We start from the raw sequence: 18,975 nt of genomic DNA on the forward strand, positions 1-18,975 counted from the left end.
CGGGCACGACAGGTTCGGTGGCGCGAAACGAGGGCACGTAGTCGTCGAGGTTCAGGGCCGTGCGGTGACATCCCCGTTCGAGCGCCGAGCGCGGCACATCGAGCCCGGTGCGCGCACGGTGACGCCAGAACGCGTCGTAGAGGGTCGGTTCGCGCAGGAGCGTGGCCTAGCTCTGGTCGTGCGCCGCGGAATCGGATTCGAACACCCGAAGTATGGACCGTATTACATCAAAAATGACGCTCGCTAGGGTTGCGTCATATGCCGGTCCGGCGTAACCACGGCGTCCGTGGCGCCGAGGCTGGCCAGTAGGCGCAGGTTGTCGTGGGATTCGCTGCCTGGTTCAGCGGACAGGATGACGAGCTCGGTGCCGGTTTCCTCCGGTAGCGCGAAGTTCTCCTGATGTAGGTCCAGGGTGCCGACCAGGGGATGGACGAAGGCCTTGCGGCCGTGGGTTCGGGAGCGGACGTCGGCGCGTGCCCACAGCTTGCGGAAGCGGTCGCTGTGCACGGCGAGTTCGCCGATCAGGGCCGACAGTTTCGGATCGTCGGGATACTTGCCCGCCGCGAGGCGCAGGTGGCCGACGACATCGCGGGTGCAGACCTCCCACTGGGCGTAGAGCGAGCGTGCGCCGCAGTCGTCCAAGAAGATATGGCGGGCGATATTCAAGCCCTTCATCGGGCTGTGTCCGTACAGCAGTTCCGCGAGCCGGTTGCCCGCCATCACCTCGAGGCGGTGATCGACGATGAAAGCGGGTGCGTCAGGGATCAGATCCAACACCCGCCGTAACTCGGGGCGAATGCGGACATTCGGAACCGGCTTCACCGGGCGCTGTGGACGGCGGGCCAGCCGGTGTAGATGCTCGCGTTCCACATCGGCGAGGCCGAGCACCCTGGCCAGCGCATCGAGGACCTGCGCGGATGGCTGCCGGGCGCGTCCCTGCTCCAAGCGAACGTAATAGTCGACGCTTACCCCGGACAGATGCGCGACCTCCTCCCGGCGCAACCCGGCCACCCGACGGCGCGAATCGGCCGCAATGCCGACGGAGCCGGGATCCACGCGGGACCGCCGCGTGCGCAGGAAGTCGCTGAGCTCGTCCATCCCTCCAGTATTGCCACGATTTCGCGGGGCAAGGGTGGTCCTGCCGATACCAGGAAGTCCCGTCCGATGGAAAAAGCGTCCCTGAACGGCGGCCGCACAGACGCCGAATATCGAACACATCCGATCCGAAGGAGCAGCAAATGCGGACACTCATCGTCCACGCACACCCCGAACCGCGGTCACTCAACGGCACGCTCAAGGACATCGCGGTGACAACCCTGCGCGAGGCCGGGCACGAGGTGCAGGTCAGCGACCTGTACGCGATGCGATGGAAGGCGACCGTCGACGCCGACGATTTCGGCGGGACGAGCGGCCCGCTGCGGGTCGCCACGGACTCCGGTCGCGCGTACGACACCGGCACACTCACCGCCGACATCGCGGCCGAGCAGGAAAAACTGCTCTGGGCCGATACCGTGATCTTCCAATTCCCGCTGTGGTGGTACTCGATGCCGGCAATCCTCAAGGGCTGGGTCGACCGAGTCTTCACCTACCACTTCGCCTATGGCGTCGGCGAACACAGCGACACCCGCTACGGCGACCGATACGGGGAGGGCACCCTCGCGGGCAAGCGGGCCATGCTGTCGGTGACGATCGGCGGCCGCGAATCGCATTACACCGACCGCGGCATCAACGGCCCCATCGACGATCTCCTCTTCCCGATCCAGCACGGCATCTTCTACTACCCCGGCATGGACGTGCTGCCCCCGTTCCTGACCTACAGCACGGACCGCCTTTCGCCCGAAGACTTCACCGACACCGCCAAGGCCTGGGAGCAGCGCCTACTGTCGATCGAAGAGACCGACCCCATCGCCTTCCGCACCCAGAACGGCGGCGACTACGAAATGCCGTCCCTGCGCCTGCGTGAAGGTCTGGAAGCCAAGGGCCGCACGGGCTTCGGCCTACATATTCGCGCCTGATCGGCCGCGCGGCCACGGCGAAGGCGCGCCGAGAACTAACACGGGCAGTGGGGCGGTTGTCGGATTCGTCGATCGAAAAGGATGCGGCTTGCCGGGCGTACTCGATCGCGCGATCCCACTTGTCGAGGTGCGCCCGCGGTGCGGCCGCACCAGTGCGAAGACGCGCTCGGCTTGATCGAGCCGACCCGCGCCCGGAACTGGGTTCGGCGTACGTCGAACCTGGTTCGGTTCGGTAGCCCTCCAGGCGACCCACCTTCCGCACCGGTTGAGCGGCGCTGCGGTTATGCCACGTGGCTGAGAACTGCTGTCGCGATATCGATTCCGAGCGCGCAGGTGTCGACGACGGGTGCCGTGTCGCTGCCTGCGCCCGCGATTGCGACCTCGACGTTGAACGATCCGCCGGTCGTTGTGGCGACGGTGATGGTGCAGCCTGCCTCCTTGCCGTCCTGGAGGGACTGGCGGATCTGGACGGCTCGATGGTCCGCGACGGTTATCGCAGTCGCGCCCGGGACTGGCGGCAGCGGTGTTGTCAGATCGGATGAGGGATGGGGATAGAAACTGAATCCGGTGGTGGGGGTTGTCCAGAAGCATCCGCGAGCGGCGGCGGGTTGTTCGGTGCCGGGGGCGGTGACCCCGAATCGGGTGGTATCCGCGGCATCCAAGGCGCTGCAAGGGTGAGTTGCGAGATCGGCGAAGGTACGCGGCGTGGTGCGGGTCGGGCTCACCGCCGACGGGCTGGTGCTCGGAGATGCGGGCGAACTCGGGTCGTCGGCATCGCAACCGGTTGTGCCGAGCAGCATCAACAGCCCGATGGCTGTGAGCGTGTGATAACGCGAAAGATCGAACATGATCGGCTCCCTCCCTGAGCGCGTACGCGACCGATCTTAGGCGGAGCAAGCCCGTGTTGTGCCGTATGCGGAGGGATCGTGCTCCCGCGCATCTTCTGTCACGCCGCGCAGGTAATCGGGGAGCGAAACACGGGTGGCGTGGGAATCGGTGCGCGCGAGCATTCATGCCGTCCGCGCCGGTACCGCGTGGTCAGTGGGTGATGACACCGCTGAGTCGCCGAACTCGCCGTCTCCTGACAACCACCGGGCATCACAGCATCCTCGTCGGTGCGGTTGGGGTCAGTGCTGCGTGTCGGCGCGAAAGGGCGGCCGGTGCCGCAGCGGGCGCGGCCCAGGAGTTCAGAGTTTGCGGGTTGGCGCTGGGACCAAGAGAGGGTGGGCGAAGTTCCAGATCTGTTCTGCGGCATCGAATTCCAGGGTGACTGCCGAGCCGGGGGTGTCGGCCCATTCTGCGGGAACAGGGGTGCCCGGCCAGGTGTGGCCGCCTTCGAAAACTGTCCACGCCGAGACCTCCGTCCCGCCGACGCCGCCGGTCACTGTGTGGCGGCTCGAGTTGTCCGTCGTAACCGTGCCCCCGTCGTCCGCACAGCGATCCAGGCCCTGCCAGTGCCGGGCGGTTTCGATCAATCCCAATGTGTGGCCGCGAGATTCGCCGTTCGCCCTGCTGCGCCGTGAGTATCCGCCGGTGATCGGTTGAATCGGGTCGGCATCACCATTGATGAGCATCGCCGACACCGCATGGGTGGGCCGTATATCGAGCAACGCCGCGGGGAACCCACCGGCGACCGCGGCCAACACCGGCACTCGATCGGCGGCCTCCAGCGCGAATCGGTGAGACATGAACGCGCCGTTGGATATACCGGCGACGAGTGTCCGATCCGGCGCGGTACCGAACCGGTCGGCGCACCAATCGATCACCGCGCACAAGAACGACACATCGTCCACCCCGGCCTCGTCGGCCGTTGTGACGCCGCGCCCGTCGGCCCAGCAGCCGCCGTGACCATCGGGGTACGCGACGGCAATGCCCCATTCGTCGGCATGGGCGGCGAAACTGGTCCAGTCGTACATGATCGGCCTGGCATGCGTCCGCTCGCTGGCCGAGAAATTGCCGTGCAGCACAACGACCAACGGTGCATTCCGTTCCCGCGGTGGACGCACGGCAACGCTGCGCATGAGCCCATCAACGGCCAACTCGCCGGTCACTAATTCATCGCCCACCAGCTGAGGTATACCACTGTTCGAACCACCACCTCGGCCACGTAACGAGCCTGCTCGGTGTCACGCGTCGACCAGATGTACCGCGCGGCGTTGGGCCCAGCGCGCTATCGGCCCGATGCCGAGTCCAGCGGTCAGCAATACGCCGGCGAGCAGAACCCATCCGGCCGGGCCGCGATCAATGCAGACCACGCTGAGCAAAGCCGGGGCGGCGGCGATGAAGACTCCCGTTCCCATGCCGAAGATCCCCTGATAGCGGCCTTGTGCATGATCCGGCGCAAGGGCGAAGCTGAGCTCGAATTCTCCTGCGGCGTGGCATATTTCGCCCAACGTGTGCACTATCACCGCGAGCGTCAGGACCGAAGCGGCGAAAACTGCCGAGCCGGCACCGCTTACGCAGAACAGCAGGCAGCTCAGCGCCAGCAGGACAGCGGCCCGGCGGGTGATCGTAATTCCGTCGGCGATGGAATCGACGCGGCGGCCCGCTCGCACCTGAAGCATGACGACAAGTAGCGTGTTCGTCAGCAGCAGCGGCGAGACCAGCCAGGCCGGAGCGCGGGTATGGGAGACGATCCACAGCGGCAGCGCCACTGTTAGCACCGCATACTGCAGCGACAGCAGGCCGTATACCGCGGTGACGGCCAGGAACGGCAGGTCCAACCGGCCGCGGCGCATGGTGCGGCGCTCGGGCCGTGGCAGCGGCGACTGTCGCGGAATCCGAGCGATTACCAGCGCGGTGAGCAGGAAACTCGCGGCATCGACAAGGATCAGTGCCGAATATGCTGTGCGCGTATCGGATCGGATGGCCAGACCCGCACCGGCGGCACCCAAAGCCACGCCGATATTGGTGACGGATCGCAGATAGCCACGCAGCCGCGCTCGCGTATCCTCGCCGATCCGTGCGATCAGCGCACCACGCACGGCTCTACTGCCCTGCTCGGCAACGCCGACCGCGGCCGCGACGACCACGAAAACCGCGAAACTGTGCACCAGGACAAGACTTCCTGTGGCAAGCGCCTCGGCGGTCAGTGTGAGCAGATAGATCTCGCGCGCACCGAAGCGATCGGCGAGGTGACCCACCACCGGCCCCGCGCCGAGTCCGGTCACGCCCGCCATCGTCAGTCCGATTCCCACGTCGGTGCCGCTCAGCCCGACCGAGCGGGTCAGAAAGAGCACCGCACCGGCGAGATACAGACCGTTGCCGAAGGCGGTGATCAGCACCGCGCAGGCCAGTGCCCGAGCGGCCCCGCTCACCACAGGACCATGGCTTGGGCAGGTCCGGGACATGGCAGGTCCGCCCATTCGCCGGGCGGAATATCGCCGAGCGCGCCGATGATTGCCAACGCTGTATTCGCATGTGTGACCACGACGAGCCGCCCGGTCGTCCGAGGCCGCCCGGCGCACTGCTCGAGCACTACGGGAACAGCCCGCCGCGCCACCGCCGCCAGTCCTTCTCTACCGTCGAATGCACCGATGTCACCTGCCAGCCAGCGGGCGTAGCCATCCGGGTTGGTGCTGGCGATTCGGCCTGGAGTGCGGCCTTCCCATGATCCGAGCGATTCTTCGCGCAGCCTGCTGCTGATCGCGATCAGGCTCGGGTCGAGCCCGGCGGCTAGGGCGATTGCTTCAGCAGTCTGTCGTGCCCGGGTCAGGTCGCTGCTGACGATGCGTTCCGGTAGCGGTCGCCGCAGTGCGCTGCCGAGATCGGCTGCCCGGGTCCGCCCCTCCGCGGACAGTGGAATGTCGGTATGACCGCTGAATCGCCCGGCTCGTGACCATTCGGTCGGGCCGTGTCTGGCAATGACGATCTCCCAATCAGGTACGGCCACCCGAACCGCCCGAGACATCGATGGAACTGCCGGTCACATAGGAACAGATCGGCGAAAGCAATAGTGCTGCAATGGGAGCCACGTCCTGCGGTGTACCGAACCGCCCCAGCAGTATCCCCCTTCGGCTCGCCTCGGACGCGCACCAGTCATCGAAGGGCTCGGCTCTCCCGGAGGCGAGGTATCGCGCGTGCTGGCGGTCGGTCGCGATCGCACCGAGGCTGATCGCATTGACCAGAACCCCGGACGGCGCCAGTTCAATGGCGAGCGAACGGGTCAGGTTGGCCACGGCGGCCCGCGTCGCGCTGACCGCAGCCATGCTCGGCTCGGGCGCGTGCGCGGTGACACCGTTGACGACCACCACCCGTCCAGCGTCCGACTCTCGCAGCGCGGGCAGCGCCGGGGTAACGAGGTTCAGCACCGATCCCACTTTCATCTGGAACTGGTTGTGCCACTCCGATTCCGGTGTCGTCAGTACACCGCCGGACACCCCGGCCCCCGCATTGGCCAGCACACCATCGAGCCGTCCGAACTGTTCGAGCGCCCGCCCGACGGCCTGTTCCAGGGCCAGCGCATCCCGAACGTCGGCGGTGTGCGTCAGCAGCCGGTCGACGTGCTCGGGTGGTAGCGCGGCCCGCATCCGCTCCAGCGCCCCAGTGTCTCTGGCACAGGTCGCGACCGCAGCCCCTTCGGCGAGCAGCAGCGCCACCACCGCTGCTCCGATGCCGCGGCTGCCCCCGGTGACGAAATAAGCGCGTCCGGCTAGTCCGAGATCCATCGCGGGTCAGCACCGCCCATTCGCGGACTCGGGCAGCATGTGCTCGTCCAGCCATTCGATGACCGAGTCGTACACCCGGCGCACCCCCACGTGGTCGTCGTCCGCCAGCAGCGCATCGATCACGTAGTCCGACACCTTCGCGGCACGTCCGGGACGATCCTTCCGGTGGAACCGAATGACGCCGGGGAGATCGCAGCGCAGACCAACGGGCAGTGATCGCGGAGACCGCGGCACGACGATATCCCCGTAGCAGCGCCCGGATTCGGGCATCGTGCGTTCGACCGGCACGTCTATACTGGCCTGCCCGAGACAGCAAGCCTGGTCCAGATCAATACCGAGAGCTTCGCGGGCGATCAGGTTCACATTGCCGCCGCCCGTGCGGCAAGCGATCTCGCAGAGTATCGGGCCGTGGCGGGGGTGATCGAAGAGCTCGCAATGAAAACTCATGGTCTCCTCTGGGGCAGGCAGTGCGCGCAGCAGCCGGTCGAGGTAATCGCGGGCCGAGGCGGCACGCGGATCGTCGGCGTCGAGCAGCAGAATGCCATGCGGCTCCAATTCGACCAGCGAATGCAGGCAGGTCCGGGTGTAGGCGCCGACCATTACGGCCTGGACCCGACCCGCTCGCATGAGTCCGTCCACCGAAAGCATCGGTGTCGCAACCCATTCTTCGACGAGGTAGTCGGCGGGGTCGTCAGATGACAGCGCGCGGGAATGCGCCCAAGCCTCGATCTCGGTTCGGCCGTGCAACACCACGACGCCGACCGAGCCCGATCCGTCGACCGGTTTGACCACGACACCATCGGGGTGGTTGTCCGCGAAGTCCATCAGGGTGGCAATCGAGTCCACGAGGCGATGCTCCGGAATGCGCAACCCGGCACGGCCTGCCAGCGACTTCATGACAGACTTGTTCCGGAACGCTGTGGCCGATGCCAGGCTCTGCCCCGGAATATCGAGGTAATCGCGAAGTTCGGCGGCTCGGACGAGATCGCATTCGCTCAGCGCGATGATCCGGTCGAAGGGCTGTTCGGCATGCTCAGCCGCGACCGCTTGGTCGACAGCTCGGTTGCGCTTCCAATCCGGGAAGAGGTGCCAGGTCGAGTATTGGTGTTCCCCGGACAATAAGGTGCGACTCGCGGGCGTGTCCTCGGCGAAAAGTGTTGTCCGGAATTCCGATAGCCAGCGATCGTATCGATGCGTGGTCAACGGTTTCTTCGACAGCACCGCCACCCGACGTGGACGCTCGCGGATCAATTCAGCCACCGAACCTCCTCGGCCCACCAGCGCGTTGTCTCCCGGATTCGTTCCCGCACCTGTGCGGCGGTGTCGGCATGCACCGCGACCGCCGCCGCCGAATGTGCGGCATATTCCGGCCCTTGCGCGAAAGTGCCTGCGGGCATGTGCAATTCGACTTCCGATCCGGAAACGGGACAGGCGCCGGTTGGCGGTTCGAACCGGCCGTGTCCGGGTGGGAAGAGCACCCAGCCACCGGCGCGCCGAGGCACGGCGGGTTGATGCCTCAGTTCGAGGCCCAGTCCGCACTGTCCGCGCAGATTCTCCCGGGAAAGATGCACGCCGAACGCTTCCCGATAGGTTCGGGCAATAAGAGCACCACCGGTCCGGGAGGCGACCTCACACAGCACCGGCCTGCCGTGCGCAGGTATCCATGCCTCCAGATGGAAGCTCGTCGGAAACGAAGGCGTCGACATAGCGCGATGGACGTCGGCGGCAAACTCTTGCAGTGCAAAGGTTCTCGGGTCGTCCGCAGCAAGCAGCACGCTGGACAGTTCGGACTCTGTCTGTGCGGCTTCGGCATTGCCGCTGTTGTACTGGCTCGGCCAGCAGTGCACCACCGCCGCATCGGCTATTACGCCATCCACATGGAAGAAGTCGCCGTCTATGTATTCCTCGGCGATCAACCGGCCCGAACGCTGTGGCGCCGCGGGCAATTCGCCCGACGCCAGAAATGCGGTGACATCGGATCCGTCGCGCAGGATGCGCACTCCGATGGATGCGGCGCCGCGGCGCGGCTTCACGACGACGGGAAGTCCCACCTCTTCGATGAACTCCATCAGGTCGGTTGGCCGGTCGATCGCTCGCCGTCCAGGGACCTCCACTCCGGCCCGTGCCGCCCTATCCTTCATGATCAGCTTGTCGCGGTAGGCGCACGCGGATTCCGTTGTCTGCCCCGGTAATCCGAGCCGTTCCCGCAGTCGTGCGCTGCGCAGCACATCGTCCTCGCTCGAACTGGCGACGAGTCCGACTCGGTGCTCGCGCGCCGCGCATTCGGCCGTCCATTCCGTGGACCACGATTGGTAGTCCGTTACGGTCCGGCAGTCGCGAAACCGGCCTCGAACATCCGCTCCGATATCAGCCAACGCCCCGGGCACGGTGATGAGAACAGTGTCGGTCACCACCTCCGCGAGCCACTCGTGCAACGGGCGCTCGACGAGCGGCTTACGCGAAAGGAGCAAAATCCGCTGTGGACTCATTCGGCATTGATGACAGCGAGCGGCAATAGTGACGCGGGTTTCCACTCGGGCGCGGGGTTGACCACCGCGGTGGGGGAGGACCAGTTCAGCCGGGCCGGGCACGATGCGACACCGTTGGCGTCCATGATCTTCGGATACAACTCACGGCGGCGTTGGACGCACGCGAGCAGCCCACCGTCCTCGGGAAACCAACTGCCGAGGTATTCGTCGGAGAAGTTGCACACCAGCGCATGGCCGCAGGGCTCACAGTAGATCTTGGCCACATTGGCGCAATCCTTGACGGTAAAGCCCAGATTCCGCGCGGGTGGATAGCAGGAGACGGTCACCTCGGGACCCCCTGGCTGCTGGATTTCCTCGTACAGCTCTTCCATGATTCCGGTGAACCGATCGAAAAGCACGGGGGGACTCAGGCTCAGCTCGGTCTGATTCGCCGCCGCGAGTCCGGACGGAATCCATGGCTTGATCTGTACGACATCGACGCCGATCTCGCGCATGATGCGATAGATCCGCGGTGCCTCGTCGAAGTTGTGCTTGCCGAGCCCGATTCGGATGAACACCCACAGTCCGGCAGCCTTGGCCAGCCGGATATTGCGCAGAATCCGTTCGGCGTCATCGGATTTCGAGCCCTTCATCAGGGTCGCCAGTCGCGCGGCATCGGCGGTGTTGTAGGTGACCTTCACCCCGGATAACTTCATGTCGACCAGTCGGGCGATCCGCTTCTCGTCCAGCAACGTGCCATTGGTCACCAGGCGCGTGGTGATGCCGCGTTCGCCGAGCGGTCGGAAGACCTCCTCGACCAGATCCAGCGCCATCAGTGGCTCGCCGCCGGTGCCGTAGACCGCCTCGGGCCGCTCCGGCTCGGTGGGCGAGTCGATCCAGTCGAACAGCGACTGCGCGAAGCGACCGGTGTCCAACGGATTCAACCGTTTCCCGATGTAATCCTCGTTCACACAGAAGATGCAAGATCGATTGCATCCGTCGAGAAATTTGACTTCGACGCCGTCGACGGGCAGATAACCGGCCAAATCGGTTTGCGGGAAATTCTCGACCCGGAACTTGCGGTATCTGTCCGAGAGCGCGTCCCGCTCACTGGTCACGATATCTCCTCTGCTGGAGTCGATTCCGCAGTCGTTGCGCCCACTCGGTGCTATGACTCGTAAAGCATTGGGGGGCAAAGAAAGCAGGCCCACTTCGAGCCAGAAGAGATTGTCCGGCATCGCCCCGACAACAGCTGTTCCCCATACTGAGAAACCAGCCGGAGATTCAGTGGGAAGCGGAGATTCGGATTACCGTCGAGTCTCCCCGGTGTTCATCGGGAGGCGCGGATCGATTTTCATATCGGTCCAGGTGCCGCGCAGCCACGTCTGTGCCGGGTGGTCGCTGATCCGCCAAGCCCGCTCCGGTCCGGGACCGGCCATGATGTTCAGGTAGTACATGTGATAGCCGGGGGCGGCGATAGATGGTCCATGGTAGCCGTGCGGCACCAGCACTACATCACCGTCGCGGACCTCCTCGAGCACATCGATCGGGCGCTCGGGAGTCCCGTACACCCGGTGATAGCCGAATCCGGGCGAATCGTCTGCGCCACGGGCGAATTCGAAGTAGTAGATCTCCTCGAGCGGGGTCTCGGTATCGGAGAGCTCATCGTGTTTGTGCGCCGGATACGACGACCAATTCCCGCCGGGCGTGATCACCTCGCAGGCGATGATCGAATCGGCCTCGAAGGTGTCCGCGGTCGCGAAATTGTGCACCTGGCGGCTGCAATTGCCCGCACCGCGCAACTCCACCGCCACATCGGCTGCGGGCACATAGCGCAGCGGCAGCTGCCGCTCGGCACGGGCACCGCCGAGCGCGAATCGTCCACCACCCGTGCTGGTTACGGTGTAGGAGCGATCGCGCCCGACATAGGCGAAGTCGGTCGGACCGTCGAAAACGCTGTTGCGCCCGGCTAATTCGTATGTCTCGCCAGCACTGGCCACGGTGCACGAACCGGATAGCGGCACCACGACGATCTCATCGCAACGGCTGTGCGTGCGATGCGACTGTCCCGGCGCGAGTTCGATGATGTGCAGGCTGGCGTGATCCCACCCGGCCGCCTCCTGGGTGAGCGCCACCGTGTACGGCGCACGGTAGGTGCGGGCGGCGGGTACGTAATGCTTGCTGTGCATCGCGATCACCGCACCAGTGACACGGCAGTATCGACCGCACCCGCGACATCGTCGTCCGGCGGATACAGCAGTGCACGACCCACGATCAGACCCCGAACACCCGGCAGCGCAAGGGCTTTCGCCCAGCGCGCATAGGTTTCGGCAGGGCTGGTCTGCGGGTCGCCGCCGAGCAGGAGGGTGGGCAGGGTGGTGGCATCCATGACGCGCTCCATCTCCGCGACGACGGGCAGCTTCAACCAGGTGTAGGCCGAGGTCGAGCCCAACCCCTGCGCCAGATGCACGCTCTTGATGACCGCATCCGGTGACAGGTCGTTGACCACATCGGTCCCCGGCCCATCGGGCCGGTGCGATATGAACGGCTCGAGCAATGCGGTCAAACCGAACTCGGCGAGATCATCGATGGCGGCGGCGCTCGCGGTCATCATCGACAGCGTGCCGGGATCGGCGAGGTCGAACCGGTTGAGCATTTTCGCGCCGTTGAGCCCGGCCGCGGCAGTGGCCCGCGCGGTATAGCCGGTCATCCGGTCGTCGAGCTCGAAATCCGCACCAGCGATACCACCGCGGTTCATCGAGCTGAAGACGACCTTGTCCTCGAGCGCGCCGAGCAGCAGCAGATCCTCGAGGATGTCAGCGGTGCCGAGCACGCCGTCCACACCCGGCCGAGCCAATGCCGTGACCAGCCGGTCCAGCAGTTCCTTGCGGCTGTTCATGGCATATGGGTTGCCGGATGCCGACAGCGCGCCGCGGGCCGGATGATCGGCGGCGATGATCATCAACCGGCCGTCGCCGCGCACCAGACCCCGGCGGGTCCGCGTGGCGAAGGCTCTGGCGATGGCGCCGGGATCGGCCGCACGCAACTCGGTCAGCTCGGCATAGGACCGCACTGCCGCAGGTGCCGAGGTTGAATCGGGCCCGCCCGTCTGCCGGCCACCGCCCCTCATCGAATCGCTGCGCGACGCTACCTTCATTTCTGGGCCTCCCCGGTCAGTGACAGCGCGACGAGATCGTCGATTTCGGCGCTGGTCGGCATGGCGGTGGAGCATTCGAGCCGGGCGGCCACAATCGCACCGGCGGCATTGGCGCGGCGCAGGATGGTCTCCAGATCCCATCCGGCCAGCAGGCCGTGACACAGACTGCCGCCGAAGGCATCGCCCGCGCCGAGGCCGTTGACCACTTCGACGGTGGCCGGTGGCACCATCACTGATTCGTGGCGGGTCTTGCCGAGCACCCCATCGGGCCCCTGTTTGACGATGGCCAGTTCGACACCCAGATCCAACAGCGCGTCGGCGGCGCGGTGCGGATCGGTCTCGTCGACGGCGATGCGGCACTCCTCGCGATTGCCGACCGCCACCGTCACCCGGGGCAGGGCCGCGCGCACTTGTGTGCGGGCCTGGTTCTCCTCGGCCCAGAACATCGGCCGGTAGTCCAGATCGAGTACGGTGAGCGGCCGCCGTTGCCGGATCGACCAGGCATCGAAATGCGCGGCACGAGAAGGCTCTTGGGACAAGCCGGTGACCGTCGACCAGTAGACGCCCGCATCTCGGATGATGTCGGGATCTACTTGGCCGCCGGTTATCTGCAGGTCCGGTGCGCTCGGCTTGCGGTAGAAGTACAGCGGGAAATCGTCCGGCGGGAAGATCTCGCAGAAGGTCACCGGGGTCGGCAAGCTGTCGCTGGTCTGCACGAGGGCATCGGATACGCCGAGTCGGACCAGTTCGCGCCGTACATATCGGCCGAAGGGATCAGCGCCGACGCCGGACCACAGCGCGGTGCGCCGCCCGAGCCGAGCCGCCGCGACGGCGACATTGGCCGCACTGCCACCGAGGAACTTTCCGAAGGTTTCGACATCTTCCAGACCCACGCCGGATTGCAGCGGATAGATGTCGACGCCGACCCGACCGGTCGACACGACCTCGAATTGAGCGTTCACAGGCTGACTCCAGGGTCCTAGGGGGACGGGCATCGCCGCGTATCCAGACTGTGCGCCCGTCATTCCCACTTGTCAAGACTTTGTCAGGACATACTGACTTACGGACATATGCATCAAAACCTGCCGGTCGTGATTTACAGTGGAAGAAATGGGCGCTGACCTGCGCCCGCTCGCCCCGAGGAGCCGACGATGCCAGCGCCACTGGATATCGCGATCGACCGCACCAGCCCGGTCCCGCTGTATTTCCAACTGGCACAAGGCATCGAGAACGCCATCCTGGAAGGCCGGCTCGCTCCTGGAGACCGCCTCGAAAATGAGCTGGACCTGGCCAAACGGCTCAATCTGTCGCGGCCGACCACGCGGCAGGCGATCCAGGCGCTGGTCGATAAAGGGCTGTTGATGCGCAGGCGCGGAGTCGGCACCCAGGTGGTGCAGAATCAGGTGCATCGCCCGGTCGAATTGACCAGTCTGTACGACGATCTGCTCACCGCGGGCCAAGAGCCGACCACCGAACTGCTCGACTACCAGCTCGGCGCTCCGGATCCCGATATCGCCAAGGAACTCGGCGTGCCCGAGGACGCCCGCTTTGTTACCTTCCGCCGGCTGCGGCGCGCCGGAAGTGAGCCGCTGGCGGTCATGACCAATTACGTGCCTGCCGAATTCGCGCCCGCACCCGACCAGCTCGAACTGCACGGATTCTATGAATGCCTGCGGGCCAAGGGCATTCACATCGCACTCGCGCGGCAGCGGATCGGCGCGCGCGGTGCCACCCGGGCCGAGGCGCAGCTGCTGGACGAGCGCACGAACGCGCCGTTGCTGACCATGCAGCGGGTCGCCTTCGATGATTCCGGGCGTCCGATCGAAGTGGGCAGGCACGTTTACCGGGCCTCGCGGCATTTCTTCGACACCACGGTGCTGAGCCGCTGAAGATCTCAACTATTTCCCTGCCTACGCCCCGCGCGGATCCCAGCGAGCACGGTGCGTAGCGGTGCTACGTGAATGTCCTGCTCTGCCAAGTATTTGCGGTTCCCCAGCCGGGTGATGGCGAGCAGCCAGATCTTGTGTTTGAACCAGCTAGGCCAGGCGGAACTACGAGAAGCTATATCCGCCAGCGTGGTCGAGCACGATGCCGATTAGACGAAAGGTCTTCTGCTACGGCTGCTCTCGGGTTTCAGCTCGGCTCGACATGTGCACGAGGATGAGTCCGACGGCCGCTATGAGGAAGTTCTGCAGCGCCGCCGACGTGGCGTTCACTTGTTTGTTCGCCCACATCCGGAACCACTCGCCGCCGATGGTGAGGAAGCCGCCTGCGAACAGCAGGACCGCCATGGTCCAGCCGAGGCTCGACAACTTCGCTGCGAGTGCGGTTCTGGCGGAGTTCCGGCCGATCAGTGCCCACCAGCCGGTCGCCGCACCCGCGAGCAGCACGAAGCCGGTCAGATACTCCCAGGTCACGATGAGGATGTAGGCGATAAGAATGACCGTGCTGTTGGTGATGGCATGCCAGTCGGTACCGGAGTGGTGGAGCGTGGCTTGCATCGACAGCACCGCTTGCACACCGCGCCGATTGGTATCGGTGTCGATACAGTTGGTGACCGCGACGATCAGGTAGTACAACGCGGTGATCGATGCCAGCACCGTCACGGCCGTATCCCTGCTCCCGGCCACATCCAGGAACCGCTTACCACTCAGACCCATATCCGCCACCTCGGTCGACCCGGCACAAGATTTCGATACGGCCGCCTGCACTTCGAGCGACTGCCCGCGCCATCATACTTCACCCTGCGTGATTCGAAATGCTGTGATTCACAAGAGGTTCGACACCCGCCGGTCACCAGTACTCGGAGAATCTCACTGCCCCCTGATCAAGATCAGGTGGAATCTACGGCGGCCTCGCCCGACTTGGGCTCGAGGGGTGATTGCAACAGCACCGTCGAGTTGATCGAAGGGATTGTTGGATGGAGTCGTTGGGGCCGCTGTGGCTCCGGTGGTCGGGTGTGTTTGCTGCATTTCGTCATCCGGTCGACTCGTCGAACCCCTCGTCCATGCTGATCCGGTGGGGTGTCGGCGCACGGCCGACGTTGACGAAGCGCGGCGGTGGACTGTCGAGTCCACCGCCGCGCTGACGTCAGCGGGATGTGTTGGGCTGCAAGGGTTTACTGACCGGGCTGGCACTGTGGCGGCGGCCCCTGCGGGTGGTCCCCGTCCGGGTGGTCACCGGGCGGCGGTCCCTGGTGGTCGCCGGGCGGCGGACCATCCGGGTGGTCACCGGGCGGCGGGCCCTGCGGATGATCGCCAGGAGGCTGGCACTGCTGTCCGGGCACCGGTCCCTGTTGTCCGTCGGCGCTCGCCGCACCGGCTCCGATGCCGAGCATGCCGAGCGCGACGGCACCGGCCGCCGCGGTCACTGCCAGCTTCGATGTGAAACTCATCTGCATTCCTCCTGTTGTCGGATCAGATCCGAAACTCCTCGGCCGCTTCTCCGTGCCGACACCGAGAATCGTTGAGCCCCAACATTTGTCCATCGTGGGCGCAAGTTAAGTGCGAGCTGTGAACCGATCAGTTGCCGGTTCGACTCTGCCCACCAGCCCTGCCCGCTCCGGACGTACCGTCGCCGAACTGGCCGGGCCCACTACCCAGCTGCCCAGGTGCACCGCTCATCGCACCCGGGCCGTTCATCCCGCCGGGCGCGGCCGCATTGCCCGCGATGATCGAGGTCGCGGTGGCGGTGCCATCGGTCTTGGTGGCGCGAATGCTCACCGTATCCCCGGCTTTCACCGTCGACGCGCTGGTCGTGCCGGAGATGGTGTAGGTCTGGGTGTAGTTGTCGCTGCTCGTGGCGGTGATGGAGGTTGCGCTCACGGCGGTGACGGTCCCGGTCTGAGTCAGCTCCGTGGTGTAGCCGCCATTGCCGTCGGCAACGACGAACTCCCCGTGCAGCGCCGCGGGAATCGTGGCATTGCCGAAACCGGGTCCGCCCGCTTGACCGGATCGACCCGACGCGCCGTTCATCGACATCCCGATGCCACCGGGGCCGCCCGGTCCATGGCTGCTGTTCGAATCGGACGAGGATGCCGCATAGATGGCACCGCCGCCCGCCGCGGCGATCGCTCCGGCAATCCCGACCGCGGCCAGGGTCTTCTTGGTGGACCAGGTGCCCGGCTGCGCGGGTTGTGGCGCGCCCCAGACCGTGTCGGGTTCCGATGGCGGCTGTTGCGTGGGATGACTCATGGTGCTCCTTGCGGTGCGGACCGAATAAATGCTCGGATCCGACCTTGGTCCGCCGACCTTGGCGTCGGCTGTGCGCTGGTTCTGGATCGGCTGGGTACGCACTCACAGCTGACGCATAGATTCGGCACAGCTACACCCCAGCGTTCGCGGTCATGGTAGGACGATGTCCGTGATGAGCGCCGGGAACGGCCCGGCCGAACGAGTTGTCATGCGCCGCGCCGACGGCAGCCCCATCACCGTGCTGGTCGTCGACGACGAGCCCGTACTGGCCGACATGATGTCGATGGCCCTGCGATATGAGGGCTGGGAGGTCGCCACCGCGGGCGATGGTCGAACGGCCGTCACGAAGGCGCGCGAGGTTCGCCCGGATGTGGTGGTACTCGATGTGATGCTGCCGGATATGACCGGGCTCGAGGTGCTGCGCAAGTTGCGCGCACAGTTGCCGTACCTGCCGGTGCTTTTGCTGACGGCCAAGGATTCGGTCGAGGACCGCATCGCCGGGCTGACCGCGGGCGGCGACGACTATGTCACCAAACCCTTCAGCATCGAAGAGGTGGTGCTGCGGCTGCGTTCGCTGCTGCGCCGCACCGGTGTGGCAACCGAGGACAGCGGCGCGCAGCTGGTGGTCGGCGATCTGGTGCTCGACGAGGACAGCCACGAGGTCACCCGGGCCGGTGAGCTTATCGTCCTGACCTCCACCGAATTCGAATTGCTGCGTTTCTTCATGCGCAATCCCAAGCGAGTGCTGAGTAAGGCGCAGATCCTGGATCGGGTGTGGAGTTACGACTTCGGCGGTCGGTCCAACATCGTCGAGCTGTATGTGTCGTATCTGCGCAAGAAGATCGACAGTGGTCGGGCACCGATGATCCATACCCTGCGCGGCGCCGGATATGTCCTCAAGCCCGCAACCTGAGGTGGCACGCCGGGTGCTGAAGCCGCGGCGCTGGTCGCTGCGGGCCCGCCTATTGGTCGGACAGGTGCTGTTGCTGGTGATCGTGGTCGTCGGTATCGGGGCCGTGACCGAATTCGCATTGCGGCAGTTCCTGGTGCACCAACTGGACACCGAACTGATCGATGTACAGAAGCGCTCACTCGGTGATGTCGGCGGCGGTCCGAGCCTCGGGCCACGACCCAGCGGCCAGCCGTCGATGCCACCGCCGCCTCCGCCGCCATCGGGTTCCGGTCCGGGACCGGACTTCCTGGACCGGCGCGGCATCCAGCCCGACACCATCGGCGCCATCGTGAACCAGGGCAGTGTCAGCAAGGCGGGCCGGATCGATGCCGACGGCACTCAGCGTTCGCTCTCGCATACCGCACAACAGCAGCTCGCCGCGGTACCGGCAAACGAGAAGCCGGTCGATGTCGCGCTCGACGGTCAGGGGCGCTATCGGGTGGTCGCGGATACGTCGTGGTCGGGTGAGATCGTTGTCACCGGCATGCCGTTGACCGCCGTCGACGCCACTCTGCTACGCGTCTTGCTGATCCTGGGGATCGTCACGGCGATCGTTTCGATCATCGCGATTACGGTCGGCATCTGGCTCATCCGGCATGCGCTCGCACCACTGGATCGGGTCGCGGCGACGGCGGCGCGGGTGGCCGATCTAGAACTGGATTGCGGCGAAGTCGTACTGCCCGTGCGGGTTCCGGCCGCGGACGCCGATCCGCGCACCGAGGTCGGTCAGCTCGGTTCGGCGGTGAATCGGATGCTCGATCACATCACCAGTGCGTTGTCGGCGCGGCACGACAGCGAGACGCGTGTCCGGCAGTTCCTCGCCGATGCCAGTCACGAGCTGCGCACCCCGCTGGCCGCCATTCGCGGCTATGCCGAACTGGCGCAACGCAAACGGGCCGAGGTACCCGCCGAGGTGGCCCATGCGATGGGTCGGGTGGACTCCGAATCCCGTCGGATGACGGGTCTGGTCGAGGACATGCTCTTGCTCGCGCGGTTGGATTCCGGACGTGGGCTCGAACACGAACCGGTGGATCTGACCCAGCTCACGGTCGACGCGGTGAGCGACGCGCATATCGCCGGTCCCGAACACCGCTGGGATCTGGAGTTGCCCGACGAACCGGTGGTGACCACCGGTGACGCGGCCCGGTTGCATCAGGTGCTCACCAATCTGCTCACCAACGCGCGCGTCCACACCGGTCCCGGCACCACGGTGCTCACGTCGCTGGAATTCAACGGCGCCGGGGGAGCCGTGTGGCGGGTGACCGACGACGGTCCTGGCATCCCGGAAGCCTTGCAGCCGATGGTCTTTCAGCGTTTCGCGCGCGGTGACTCGTCACGCTCCCGACGGGCGGGCAGCACCGGTCTCGGCTTGGCGATCGTCGCGGCCGTCGTCAAGGCACACGGCGGCGATATCTCCGTCGAGAGTGCGACCGGCCGTACCGAATTCACCGTGCGTCTGCCCGGTGCCACCGCCGCGAACTGAGCGCTGCGCCACACAGCGAACTCACAGTTACGGCAGAGCT

At 65.7% G+C, this 18,975-nt stretch carries 19 protein-coding genes; 4 read left to right on the top strand and 15 right to left on the bottom strand.

The annotated features are described in order from the left end of the window. Window positions 1–243: 243 nt before the first annotated feature. Window positions 244–1,098 carry a helix-turn-helix transcriptional regulator gene (locus ACIBI6_RS24810; protein ID WP_364358214.1) on the bottom strand — a complete coding sequence of 285 codons (855 nt, stop codon included), beginning with the start codon at window positions 1,096–1,098 and terminating at the stop codon, window positions 244–246. 140 nt (window positions 1,099–1,238) lie between these two features. Here ACIBI6_RS24810 and ACIBI6_RS24815 point away from each other — a divergent pair, with 140 nt between their 5' ends. Then, window positions 1,239–2,015, top strand: coding sequence for an NAD(P)H-dependent oxidoreductase (locus tag ACIBI6_RS24815; RefSeq protein WP_396958037.1), 777 nt, complete (start codon window positions 1,239–1,241; stop codon window positions 2,013–2,015). Window positions 2,016–2,296: 281 nt separating this feature from the next. Here ACIBI6_RS24815 and ACIBI6_RS24820 read toward each other — a convergent pair whose 3' ends face one another. From ACIBI6_RS24820 to iolC, 11 genes are all read right to left on the bottom strand, one after another. Next, window positions 2,297–2,863, bottom strand: a complete 567-nt coding sequence (locus tag ACIBI6_RS24820; RefSeq protein ID WP_396958038.1) for a DUF3558 family protein — start codon at window positions 2,861–2,863, stop codon at window positions 2,297–2,299. Window positions 2,864–3,202: 339 nt separating this feature from the next. Further along, window positions 3,203–4,081: an alpha/beta hydrolase family esterase gene (locus tag ACIBI6_RS24825; RefSeq protein ID WP_396958039.1), complete on the bottom strand. Its 879-nt coding sequence runs from the start codon at window positions 4,079–4,081 to the stop codon at window positions 3,203–3,205. Window positions 4,082–4,141: 60 nt separating this feature from the next. Further along, window positions 4,142–5,332 carry an MFS transporter gene (locus ACIBI6_RS24830; RefSeq protein ID WP_396958040.1) on the bottom strand — a complete coding sequence of 397 codons (1,191 nt, stop codon included), beginning with the start codon at window positions 5,330–5,332 and terminating at the stop codon, window positions 4,142–4,144. Further along, window positions 5,329–5,907 carry a histidine phosphatase family protein gene (locus ACIBI6_RS24835; RefSeq protein ID WP_396958041.1) on the bottom strand — a complete coding sequence of 193 codons (579 nt, stop codon included), beginning with the start codon at window positions 5,905–5,907 and terminating at the stop codon, window positions 5,329–5,331. The genes ACIBI6_RS24830 and ACIBI6_RS24835 overlap by 4 nt, the downstream gene beginning before the upstream one ends. After that, window positions 5,894–6,682 carry an SDR family oxidoreductase gene (locus tag ACIBI6_RS24840; protein WP_396958042.1) on the bottom strand — a complete coding sequence of 263 codons (789 nt, stop codon included), beginning with the start codon at window positions 6,680–6,682 and terminating at the stop codon, window positions 5,894–5,896. The genes ACIBI6_RS24835 and ACIBI6_RS24840 overlap by 14 nt, the downstream gene beginning before the upstream one ends. Before the next feature lie 6 nt (window positions 6,683–6,688). Beyond that, the gene (locus ACIBI6_RS24845; protein WP_396958043.1) at window positions 6,689–7,942 is read right to left on the bottom strand and encodes an acetyl-CoA carboxylase biotin carboxylase subunit family protein; all 1,254 of its coding nucleotides are present in this window, start codon (window positions 7,940–7,942) and stop codon (window positions 6,689–6,691) included. Next, window positions 7,930–9,171 (bottom strand): acetyl-CoA carboxylase biotin carboxylase subunit family protein, encoded by a 1,242-nt coding sequence (locus ACIBI6_RS24850; RefSeq protein WP_396958044.1) that lies wholly within the window; start codon window positions 9,169–9,171, stop codon window positions 7,930–7,932. The genes ACIBI6_RS24845 and ACIBI6_RS24850 overlap by 13 nt, the downstream gene beginning before the upstream one ends. Next, a complete protein-coding gene (locus ACIBI6_RS24855; RefSeq protein WP_364358241.1) occupies window positions 9,168–10,268 on the bottom strand; it encodes a radical SAM protein in 1,101 nt (366 codons plus the stop codon). Before ACIBI6_RS24855 ends, ACIBI6_RS24850 begins: the two co-directional genes overlap by 4 nt. A 189-nt stretch (window positions 10,269–10,457) precedes the next feature. Continuing rightward, on the bottom strand, window positions 10,458–11,339 hold the full coding sequence (gene iolB / locus ACIBI6_RS24860; protein WP_364358244.1) for a 5-deoxy-glucuronate isomerase: 882 nt from the start codon (window positions 11,337–11,339) through the stop codon (window positions 10,458–10,460). A gap of 5 nt (window positions 11,340–11,344) precedes the next feature. After that, on the bottom strand, window positions 11,345–12,280 hold the full coding sequence (locus ACIBI6_RS24865) for an aldolase (RefSeq protein WP_396958209.1): 936 nt from the start codon (window positions 12,278–12,280) through the stop codon (window positions 11,345–11,347). 23 nt (window positions 12,281–12,303) lie between these two features. Continuing rightward, a complete protein-coding gene (gene iolC / locus ACIBI6_RS24870; protein ID WP_396958045.1) occupies window positions 12,304–13,302 on the bottom strand; it encodes a 5-dehydro-2-deoxygluconokinase in 999 nt (332 codons plus the stop codon). A gap of 156 nt (window positions 13,303–13,458) precedes the next feature. On the opposite strand from iolC, the gene ACIBI6_RS24875 reads away from it, so the two are divergent. Further along, on the top strand, window positions 13,459–14,196 hold the full coding sequence (locus ACIBI6_RS24875) for a GntR family transcriptional regulator (protein ID WP_364358253.1): 738 nt from the start codon (window positions 13,459–13,461) through the stop codon (window positions 14,194–14,196). Between the two features lie 225 nt (window positions 14,197–14,421). On the opposite strand, the gene ACIBI6_RS24880 is transcribed toward ACIBI6_RS24875, so the two are convergent. The 3 genes from ACIBI6_RS24880 to ACIBI6_RS24890 all read right to left on the bottom strand — a co-directional run bounded on the left by ACIBI6_RS24880 (window position 14,422) and on the right by ACIBI6_RS24890 (window position 16,500). After that, a complete protein-coding gene (locus ACIBI6_RS24880; protein ID WP_364358256.1) occupies window positions 14,422–14,967 on the bottom strand; it encodes a DUF2165 domain-containing protein in 546 nt (181 codons plus the stop codon). Window positions 14,968–15,425: 458 nt separating this feature from the next. Then, window positions 15,426–15,701, bottom strand: a complete 276-nt coding sequence (locus tag ACIBI6_RS24885) for a hypothetical protein (protein ID WP_396958046.1) — start codon at window positions 15,699–15,701, stop codon at window positions 15,426–15,428. A 127-nt stretch (window positions 15,702–15,828) separates the two neighbouring features. Further along, window positions 15,829–16,500: a hypothetical protein gene (locus ACIBI6_RS24890; protein ID WP_364358262.1), complete on the bottom strand. Its 672-nt coding sequence runs from the start codon at window positions 16,498–16,500 to the stop codon at window positions 15,829–15,831. Between the two features lie 172 nt (window positions 16,501–16,672). On the opposite strand from ACIBI6_RS24890, the gene ACIBI6_RS24895 reads away from it, so the two are divergent. Together ACIBI6_RS24895 and ACIBI6_RS24900 are read left to right on the top strand one after the other, a co-directional pair. Then, window positions 16,673–17,413 (top strand): response regulator transcription factor, encoded by a 741-nt coding sequence (locus ACIBI6_RS24895; protein ID WP_364358316.1) that lies wholly within the window; start codon window positions 16,673–16,675, stop codon window positions 17,411–17,413. Beyond that, entirely contained in the window at window positions 17,391–18,935 is a 1,545-nt protein-coding gene (locus ACIBI6_RS24900; RefSeq protein WP_364358265.1) for a HAMP domain-containing sensor histidine kinase, read from the top strand. Before ACIBI6_RS24895 ends, ACIBI6_RS24900 begins: the two co-directional genes overlap by 23 nt. Window positions 18,936–18,975 lie beyond the last annotated feature (40 nt).

The organism is Nocardia sp. NPDC050412, assembly GCF_044458825.1.
Lineage (GTDB): Bacteria > Actinomycetota > Actinomycetes > Mycobacteriales > Mycobacteriaceae > Nocardia.

What these genes read in the sequence shown, in the direction of transcription:
- ACIBI6_RS24810 (WP_364358214.1), bottom strand. Translation starts at nt 1,098, where the DNA reads ATGGACGAGCTCAGCGACTTCCTGCGCACGCGGCGGTCCCGCGTGGAT.
- ACIBI6_RS24815 (WP_396958037.1), top strand. Translation starts at nt 1,239, where the DNA reads ATGCGGACACTCATCGTCCACGCACACCCCGAACCGCGGTCACTCAAC.
- ACIBI6_RS24820 (WP_396958038.1), bottom strand. Translation starts at nt 2,863, where the DNA reads ATGTTCGATCTTTCGCGTTATCACACGCTCACAGCCATCGGGCTGTTG.
- ACIBI6_RS24840 (WP_396958042.1), bottom strand. Translation starts at nt 6,682, where the DNA reads ATGGATCTCGGACTAGCCGGACGCGCTTATTTCGTCACCGGGGGCAGC.
- ACIBI6_RS24850 (WP_396958044.1), bottom strand. Translation starts at nt 9,171, where the DNA reads ATGAGTCCACAGCGGATTTTGCTCCTTTCGCGTAAGCCGCTCGTCGAG.
- iolB (WP_364358244.1), bottom strand. Translation starts at nt 11,339, where the DNA reads ATGCACAGCAAGCATTACGTACCCGCCGCCCGCACCTACCGTGCGCCG.
- ACIBI6_RS24865 (WP_396958209.1), bottom strand. Translation starts at nt 12,280, where the DNA reads ATGAGGGGCGGTGGCCGGCAGACGGGCGGGCCCGATTCAACCTCGGCA.
- iolC (WP_396958045.1), bottom strand. Translation starts at nt 13,302, where the DNA reads ATGCCCGTCCCCCTAGGACCCTGGAGTCAGCCTGTGAACGCTCAATTC.
- ACIBI6_RS24875 (WP_364358253.1), top strand. Translation starts at nt 13,459, where the DNA reads ATGCCAGCGCCACTGGATATCGCGATCGACCGCACCAGCCCGGTCCCG.
- ACIBI6_RS24880 (WP_364358256.1), bottom strand. Translation starts at nt 14,967, where the DNA reads ATGGGTCTGAGTGGTAAGCGGTTCCTGGATGTGGCCGGGAGCAGGGAT.
- ACIBI6_RS24885 (WP_396958046.1), bottom strand. Translation starts at nt 15,701, where the DNA reads ATGAGTTTCACATCGAAGCTGGCAGTGACCGCGGCGGCCGGTGCCGTC.
- ACIBI6_RS24890 (WP_364358262.1), bottom strand. Translation starts at nt 16,500, where the DNA reads ATGAGTCATCCCACGCAACAGCCGCCATCGGAACCCGACACGGTCTGG.
- ACIBI6_RS24895 (WP_364358316.1), top strand. Translation starts at nt 16,673, where the DNA reads ATGAGCGCCGGGAACGGCCCGGCCGAACGAGTTGTCATGCGCCGCGCC.
- ACIBI6_RS24900 (WP_364358265.1), top strand. Translation starts at nt 17,391, where the DNA reads ATGTCCTCAAGCCCGCAACCTGAGGTGGCACGCCGGGTGCTGAAGCCG.